The organism is Enorma sp. (assembly GCF_982429025.1).
The window spans coordinates 1-8,371 of record NZ_CEWCAA010000071.1; the positions used below are offsets into that span (position 1 = coordinate 1).

General features: G+C 64.2%; 4 protein-coding genes. 3 read left to right on the forward strand and 1 reads right to left on the reverse strand.

The genetic code is table 11. The features are described 5' to 3' along the window. Positions 1-224 precede the first annotated feature (224 nt). From AC1VS5_RS09160 to AC1VS5_RS09170, 3 genes are all read left to right on the forward strand, one after another. Positions 225-1,628: an alpha-amylase family glycosyl hydrolase gene (locus AC1VS5_RS09160; protein ID WP_481218425.1), complete on the forward strand. Its 1,404-nt coding sequence runs from the start codon at positions 225-227 to the stop codon at positions 1,626-1,628. Positions 1,629-2,043: 415 nt separating this feature from the next. After that, positions 2,044-5,391 carry a single-stranded-DNA-specific exonuclease RecJ gene (recJ, locus tag AC1VS5_RS09165; protein ID WP_481218426.1) on the forward strand — a complete coding sequence of 1,116 codons (3,348 nt, stop codon included), beginning with the start codon at positions 2,044-2,046 and terminating at the stop codon, positions 5,389-5,391. A 26-nt stretch (positions 5,392-5,417) separates the two neighbouring features. Next, positions 5,418-7,772 carry a RelA/SpoT family protein gene (locus tag AC1VS5_RS09170; RefSeq protein ID WP_022349281.1) on the forward strand — a complete coding sequence of 785 codons (2,355 nt, stop codon included), beginning with the start codon at positions 5,418-5,420 and terminating at the stop codon, positions 7,770-7,772. A 158-nt stretch (positions 7,773-7,930) separates the two neighbouring features. Here AC1VS5_RS09170 and AC1VS5_RS09175 read toward each other — a convergent pair. Further along, positions 7,931-8,371 (reverse strand): hypothetical protein (locus AC1VS5_RS09175; protein ID WP_481218427.1); only part of this gene is annotated, 441 nt, incomplete at its 5' end.

Genomic DNA, 8,371 nt, shown 5'->3' on the forward strand with positions numbered 1-8,371 from the left:
CCCTTGCGCCCTGCGACCACGAGGCTGCGCTGGCTGTCCTTCCTCTGCGCCCTGCGAAGCGAGCTCTTCCGCTGGTGCCTCGCCCGTCGATGATGCATAATTGACATATTGTCAAATCAGGCCGTCCTGGTTGCGGGGCAAAGTCGCTCGCCACCATGTTTCCTGACGGCATAGGGCGAAATCCTGCCGCCATATCCCATGAGGCGATTGTAAGGAGTGCGGACATGTGGGCATATGAGAGCACGTTCTACCAGATTTATCCGCTCGGATTCTGCGGTGCGCCGCGCGAAAACGACGGCGTCTGCGTTTCGCGCATCGGGCGCGTGGCCAGCTGGGCGAGCTATCTTGATGAGCTCGGTGTTGGTGCAGTGCTCCTGAACCCGGTCTTCGAATCCTCCGCGCACGGCTACGACACGCGCGACCTCACGACGGTCGACTGCCGCCTCGGTACGAACGACGACTTCGCTGCGGCGGTCGCAGAGCTCCATGCCCACGGCATCCGTGTGGTGCTCGACGCCGTGTTCAACCATGTGGGGCGCGAGTTCTGGGCGTTTCGGGACGTGCGCGAGCACGGGTGGGATTCTGCCTATCGCGATTGGTTCATTACGAACTTCGATGGCGACTCCGCCTATGGAGATGGCTTCTGGTACGAGGGCTGGGAGGGTCATTTCGAGCTGGTGAAGCTTAACCTCCGCAACCCCCAGGTGGTCGACCATCTCATCCAATGTGTGCGTGCCTGGCGTGAGGAGTTCGGCATCGACGGACTGCGTCTCGATGTGGCCTACTCGCTCGATCACGATTTCATTCGGAGGCTGCGCGAGGTCGCGAACGAGCTTTCGGCAACGCCCGTAGCCGGCGGCGTTCCGGGCGATGCGTCGTTCGTGCTCATCGGCGAGACGCTCCACGGCGACTACAGCCAGATCGTGAATGATTCCATGCTGCATTCCTGCACCAACTACGAGTGCTACAAGGGGCTGTATTCGAGCTTCAACTCCCACAACATGTTCGAGATTGCCCATTCGCTGCACCGTCAGTTCGGTGGAGACCCGTGGTGCATCTACCGAGGGCTGCACCTGCTGTCGTTCGCCGACAACCACGACGTATCGCGCTTGGCAAGCATCTTGAGCGATCCGGGCTGCATTCGGCCAGCATACGGGCTGCTGTTTGGCATGCCGGGCATCCCGTGCGTGTATTACGGGAGCGAGTGGGGCCAAGAAGGGCAGAAGGGCGGCGGTGACGACTGGGCCCTGCGTCCCGCCTTCGACGAGCCCGCGCCCAACGAGCTTACGGCGTGGGTCGGCCGCCTTATCGGCGCACGCAGCGGCCGCGACGAGCGGGGCGCGCTCGCGCCCGGCGCCCGTGCGCTCTGCTACGGAAGCTATCGCAACGTGCAGATCGCAAGCGAGCAGCTGCTGTTCGAGCGCGTGGCGGAGGGCTGGGACGGCGGGCCCGGCGAGCGCGTGCTCGTGGCCGTAAACGCTTCCGGGCAGCCGGCTTCGGTGCAAGCCGGTGAGCTTAACGGCAGCTTCCGCGACCTTTTGGCGGGCGATGCAGCAGCCGAGGTGGTCGAGCTTGCGGGCTCACTCGAGCTTGCCCCCTACGAGACCCGCTACCTGCTCGCACGCTGAAAATGATAAAACGAACCCGGTTCGTTTTATAACGGCAGCTTCCGCGACCTCTTGGCAGACGGCGCCTCGGCGGCCGGAGCGGTTGCGCTGAACGGTGCGCTCGAGCTCGCCCCGTACGAGACGCGCTATCTGCTCGCATGCTGAGCATGGTGCATCCTGCCGGCCAGGTTCCATCGTTTCGGGCCCCGCGCTTCTCGCGCGAGCATGTCCGCACGGCGCGTATAATGATGGGCGAACAGCAGCTCGGCCTGCCGCAGCGGGCCACTTCCATAAGGACGTTCGCCATGAACCGCATAGCACACGTGCGGCGGTCGCTCTCTAGCGGCCCTCGCGCCCTTCATCTCCAATCGTTCCGCCGCTTGCCCCAGCGCATCGTTGCCCGGGCGGCATGCGATGTTTGGGCGAGGTGATCGCCATGGCGTCGCTTACCACCACACATCGCTGGGTCGTCGCCCACCAGGATCCGCGCCTCGCCGACGAACTCTCCTGCGGGCTCGGTATCGCCCCGCTCGTGGCGCGCATCATGGTCGCGCATGGCATCTCGTCGGTCGAAGAGGGCCGGCGCTTCCTCACGCCTTCTCTTGAGCGCGACTGGGCGGACCCCCTCGTTATTCCCGGCATGGCCGAGGTGGCCGACCGCGTCGAGCGTGCCATCCGAGAAGGGGAGGCCATCGCGGTCTTCGGTGATTTCGATGTCGACGGCATTACCTCGACGTGCCTGCTCACCGAGGCGCTCCGTGCGCTCGGGGCGAAGGTTCATCCCTTCATCCCGCACCGCTTCGACGAGGGGTATGGCTTGAGCGAGGTGGCCCTTGAGCGCGTGATCGATGCTTGCCATCCATCGCTTGTCGTGACGGTGGATAACGGCATCGCCGCGAAGAACGAGGTCGCCTTCTTGCAGGAGCGGGGCATAGACCTCGTGGTGACCGACCATCATGAACCCTCGGACATGGTGCCCGAGGGCGTGCCGCTTACCGATCCCAAGCTCGATTCCTGCGGCCCCTCGCATGAGCTCGCGGGCGCCGGCGTCGCGCTCAAGCTCGTGCAGGTGCTGGGCGGCCGCTTGGGCCGGCCAGATCTTTGGCACGGCCTGCTCGAGGTGGCCGCGCTCGGAACTGTTTCTGACATGATGGCGCTCACTCCCGAGAACCGCGCGCTCGTGGCCGCGGGCATCGACCAGATGCGCAACACCACGCGCCCGGGGTATGTGGCGCTCGCCAGCATGAGCAAGACGGACCTCTCCACGGTCACTGCCGACTCGCTCTCGTTCTCTCTCATACCGCGCCTGAACGCCGCCGGGCGCATGGCCGATCCCACGCTCGCGCTCGACCTGCTGCTCGCGCGCGATCCCATCGAGGCCGGGCGCCTCGCAGCCGAGCTCGAAGAGATCAACCAGGAACGGCGGTCCATCGAGGCTGCCCTTGCCGACGAGGCATTCGAGCGCGTTGAGAGCACCTATGCCGGCGGCCGCGTGGTGGTCGTGGGGGGAGAGGGCTGGCACGAGGGCGTGAAGGGCATCGTGGCGAGCCGTATCGTCAACCGTTACCATGTGCCGGCTCTTCTCTTCTCGATCGAGGATGGCGTTGCGCGTGGATCCGGCCGCTCGGTGGGCACGGTCAACCTCTTCGAGGCTGTTGAGCGCTGCTCCGATTTGCTCACCCGCTTTGGCGGGCATGCGGGCGCCGTGGGCGTGACGCTTCCCGCCGACCGGCTGGACGACCTCCGCGATCGGCTCGACGCTGTGCTCTCGGAGCTCCCGTCCGAGGCCTTCGAGGACACGGGCGAGATCGCCACGACGGTGCGCCTTTCGGAGCTCGATATCGAGACGATTGAGCAGGTTTCGCTTCTCGAGCCCTTCGGTCAGGGCAACAAGGTGCCGCTCCTTGCAGCGACGGGCGTGACCATGGCCGATCGCTTCTGCGTGGGAAAAACCGGCGACCATATGCGCTTCACGGCGACAGATGGTGCTGCGAGCGTGGCGGCGATCATGTTCCGCGTCCCCGAGATCGATACCGTGTGCGCCTGCGATTCGGTGGTCGACCTCGTGTTCGAGGCAGTTGCCGAGCATTGGCAGGGTCGGGTGAAGCCCAAGCTCATGGTGAAGGACATTCTCTGCCACGCGCCGGGCGATGCCGATGCGCGGGCCCAGGCGAGCGCAGGCCCAGCCCGCGATTCTTCGTCGGAGGCAACGTCGAAGAAGGAACCATCCGGCATGGAGGCCCCGGCCGCCCGACAGAGCGGTGCGGAGCCCGCTACCGCCCGGCAGGGCGCCGCGCGCCGCGCCCTTCTGGCCCAGCTGCCCTATGACGAGCTCACGCGCTCGCTGCTGCACACCTTTATCGGGGCCTCCGCGCCGCACCGCGCCCAGAGCGACGCGCTTGAAGCGCTCGGGCAAGGCATGAATACGCTCGCTGTTATGGGCACAGGGCGGGGCAAGTCGCTCATCTTCCAGGTGCACGCCGTCCGCGAAGCGGTGGTCAACCGCCGTGCAAGCGTGCTCGTGTACCCGCTTCGCGCGCTCGTGGCCGATCAAGCCTTCCACCTTATCGCAGCCTGCACCGCCCTCGGCGTTCGCGCGGCGGTGCTCACGGGAGAGTCGCTCCAGCCCGCGCGCGACCGAGCGTTCGCCGAGCTCGCGGCCGGATCGCTCGACATCGTGCTCACCACGCCGGAGTTTCTCGCCATCCACGCGGAGCGTTTCGCCCAGTCTGGGCGCGTGGGCTTCGTCGTGGTGGACGAAGCGCATCATGCCGCCCGGGCTAGGTCGGGCGAGCGGAGCGCGTACCTTGAGCTTCCGCATGTGCTCGAGCGTCTGGGCAGCCCGACGGTCCTTGCCGTGACCGCGACGGCCGATGCTCACGCAGCGGACGAGATTTGCCGGCTTTTTGATACCAGTCGTGTGGTTGTTGATAAGACCATCCGTGAGAACCTCGAGCTCGAGGACGACCGCGACCTCTCGGCCCGCGAGAACCGCCTCGTTTCCATCGTGGCGGCGGGGGAGAAGACCGTGGTCTATGTCAACTCGCGTGACCAAGCGGCCCAGCTCGCGCGCACGCTTCGCAAGCGCGTGCCCGAGCTCGCCCATGCCATCGCGTTCTACCATGCGGGCCTCTCGCGCGAGGACCGCACCCGCATCGAGGAGGCATTCCGCGCCGGCACGCTTGAGTGCATCGTGTCTACCTCGGCGTTCGGCGAGGGCGTGAACCTGCCCGACATCCGGCACGTGGTGCTCTACCACATGCCGTTCTCCGCTACCGAGTTCAACCAGATGAGCGGCCGCGCAGGTCGTGACGGCGAGCCGGCTACCGTGCACCTGCTGTACTCCGCGCGAGACGCGCGCATCAACGAGCGCATGCTCGATGCCGCGGCGCCCGAGCGCGAGGAGCTCGTGACCATCTACCGGGCGCTTCAGACCATGTGGCGGTCGCATCGCGGAAAGACGGGCGAGGAGAGCTTCTCGGCCACAGACCTCGACATCTCGAGTATGTGCCTCGCCATCGACGCGCGCACCCCGGTTGATGAGCGGGCTGTCAAGAGCGGCATCGCGATTTTCGAGGAGCTGGGTTTCGCCCGAGTCGAGGGCTTCGACGACGCGCGCCGCATCGAGATGAGCGAGAGGCCCGGGCACATGTCGCTCACGAGCTCGACGCGATATCTCGAGGGGCTCCGCACGCGTCTCGCGTTTACAACATTCCGCGGCTGGGCGCTCGATGCCCCGGCTCATGATATGCTTGCACGAGTGAACCGTCCTATCACGCCATAGGGCTGGAGCTGAGGTTAGGGGTCGATATGGATGCTGCAACCCGCGCGGCGCACGATGCGTCGCTCACATCGTTCTCGCAGATGGTGCACTACACCAAGGCGGACGACCTTCCGCAGGAGATTTGTGCCGACAACTACGACCGCCTAGCGCAGCTCTCCAGCAAGTACATGAGCCCCGAGGATTGCGCGAAGGTCGAGCACGCGTACTGCTTCGCTGCGGAGAAACATTCTGCCCAGAAGCGCCGCTCGGGCGAGCTCTATATCAACCATCCCGTTGAGGTCGCCATCATTCTGGCCGAGCTCAACATGGATTGCGACGTGGTCTGCGCGGCGCTCCTGCATGACACGGTTGAGGACACCGAGGTCTCGCTCGCCGACGTGACGAGCCTGTTCGGCGAGACGGTTGCCGGGCTCGTGGACGGCGTAACGAAGCTCACCAACATCGAGGTGAGCAGCATGGACGAGAAGCAGGCGCTCAACCTCCGCAAGATGTTCCTCGCCATGTCGCGCGACATCCGCGTCATCATCGTGAAGCTCGCCGACCGCCTGCACAACATGCGCACACTTGCAGCGCTGCGCGAGGACCGCAGGCTCTTCAAGGCGCGCGAGACGATGGACGTGTATGCGCCGCTCGCCGACCGTCTGGGCATGAGCTCCATCAAGTGGGAGCTCGAGGACCTCTCCTTCTTCTACCTCGAGCCCGAGGCGTATCAGCGCATCGCGCGCATGGTGGCCGAGAGCCGCGAGGTGCGCGAGCGCTACCTGGCGGAGACCATCAAGACACTCACGGACGAGCTCAAGCGCGTGGGGCTCCAGGGCTTCCAGATCAACGGGCGCTCCAAGCACTACTGGTCCATCTACCAGAAGATGAAGCGCAAGGGCAAGGAGTTCAGCGAGATCTACGACCTCGTGGCGCTGCGCGTGATCTGCCAGTCGGTGGGCGATTGCTACTCTGCGCTCGGTGCGGTCCACTCGCTCTGGCATCCCATGCCGGGGCGTTTCAAGGACTACATCGCCATGCCCAAGCTCAATAACTACCAGAGCCTGCATACGACGGTCATCGGCCCCACGGCTCGTCCGCTCGAGATTCAGATTCGCACGTTCGAGATGCATGAGCAGGCGGAGTACGGCATCGCGGCGCACTGGCTCTACAAGAAGTCGGGCGGTTCGAGCGCAGCGAAGACGGCAGAGGCCCAGCGCCTGGACGACCAGATCAACATGCTCAAGCATTCGCTCGATTGGGCAGCGTCCGACGAGATCGAAGACCCCAAGGAGTTCTTGGATACCCTCAAGGTCGACCTCTTCGACCAGGAGATTTACGTCTTCACGCCCAAGGGCGACGTCATGAGCCTGCGTGCCGGGGCAACCCCGCTCGATTTCGCCTACTCCGTCCACACCGAGGTAGGCAATCATTGCGTGGGCGCCAAGGTGAATGGCGTGGTGACGCCGCTCGCCCACGAGCTCGTCATGGGCGATCGGGTGGAGATCCTCACCAACAAGAACGCGAAGCCTTCGCGTGACTGGCTGAACATCGTGAAGACGCCCTCGGCGCGTTCGAAGATCAAGCGCTACTTCACCGCCGTGACCAAAGACGACGATGCCGCAGCCGGTCGCGACATCCTTTCCAAGGAGCTTCGCAAGCGCGGTTACGGTATCTCTACGGCCCGTTCTACCCGGGCGCTCCACACCGTGTGCGAACAGCTTAACTATCGCCAGCTCGAAGACCTGTTTGCCGCCATCGGCTCGGGCAAGGTGGCCTGCCGCATGGTGGGGAACCGCGTGGAGCAGATTCTCGATCCCAAGCCGGAGGCTCCTGCCAAGACCGATGCGGAGCAGCGGGCGGCGGCGCAGCCCGCGCGCGGTTCGAACCGCCGGCCGCGCGGCCCCAGGCGCGATAGCTCGGGCGTCATCGTGAAGGGCGAATCGAGCGACGGGCTCCTCGTGCGCCTGGCCCATTGCTGCAACCCTGTGGCGGGCGACGACATCGTGGGCTTCATCACCCGCGGTCGCGGCGTCTCGGTGCACCGGGCGAATTGCCCCAACGTGAAGGGGCTCATGGAGCACCCGGAGCGCATGATCGAAGTTGGGTGGGATACCCAGGCGGACGCGCTCTTCCAGGTGGAGATCGTGGTCGAGTGCCTCGATCGCATGGGGCTCTTGAAGGACGTGACAATCGCGATCGGCGATGCGGGGGCGAATATCCTTTCGGCAAGCACCTCGACTTCGCGCGACGGCATGGCGGTGCTGCGTTTCTTGGTCGAAATTTCCGATGCGAGCGGCCTTGATCCATTGCTCGCGGCGATCAGCCAGGTCGAAAGCGTCTACGATGCACGCCGTCTCATGCCTGGTGAGGGTGGCGCCACCATGAAGCGCAGGAGCTAGCTGCTTGGTGCCGGATTTCGTCACTTGGCGGTGGTGCTTACCGCCGGAAGATGCGCAAAGGCTCGCTGCGGGGATAAGAACGCGCCTGTAGTGGGCCTTTATGCAATCATTCGTCCTGAAGGGCTGCCGCGAATGCCGCCAGCTTGTTGAAGACAGATTTATGTATGACGTACGGCAATGCACGCAGATACGCAAAGTAGCGTTGTTGCGAGATAGCTTGCCGGGTTAAACAGGAGGGAAACCAAAAGCGAGACTATCCAGGGAATGCTGAACAGTGTGCCGACTATGCAAATTGTGACATAGAGGATGATTAATGCTAATAAGATGATCTTGGGTGTTGTGTAGGCATTTTTTCTTGGAGGCACATTGCGGGAGATTATGCCACCGATGCCAGCTCCAAGAGGCAAGGGGCACAGGGCGATGAAGGCGATGCAAAGACTCTCGACGAGCGATGCATTTCCAGAAGCAGCTTGAACGAGGATATGGCCGATTCCGGGATAGTTGCTGAATAAAACCCAACCAATTATTCCTACCGCCCCGATTAACGCTAGAGTTAGCTCCTTCGGAAGCGTTTTCCCGCCGCTCATCCAATTCCTCCT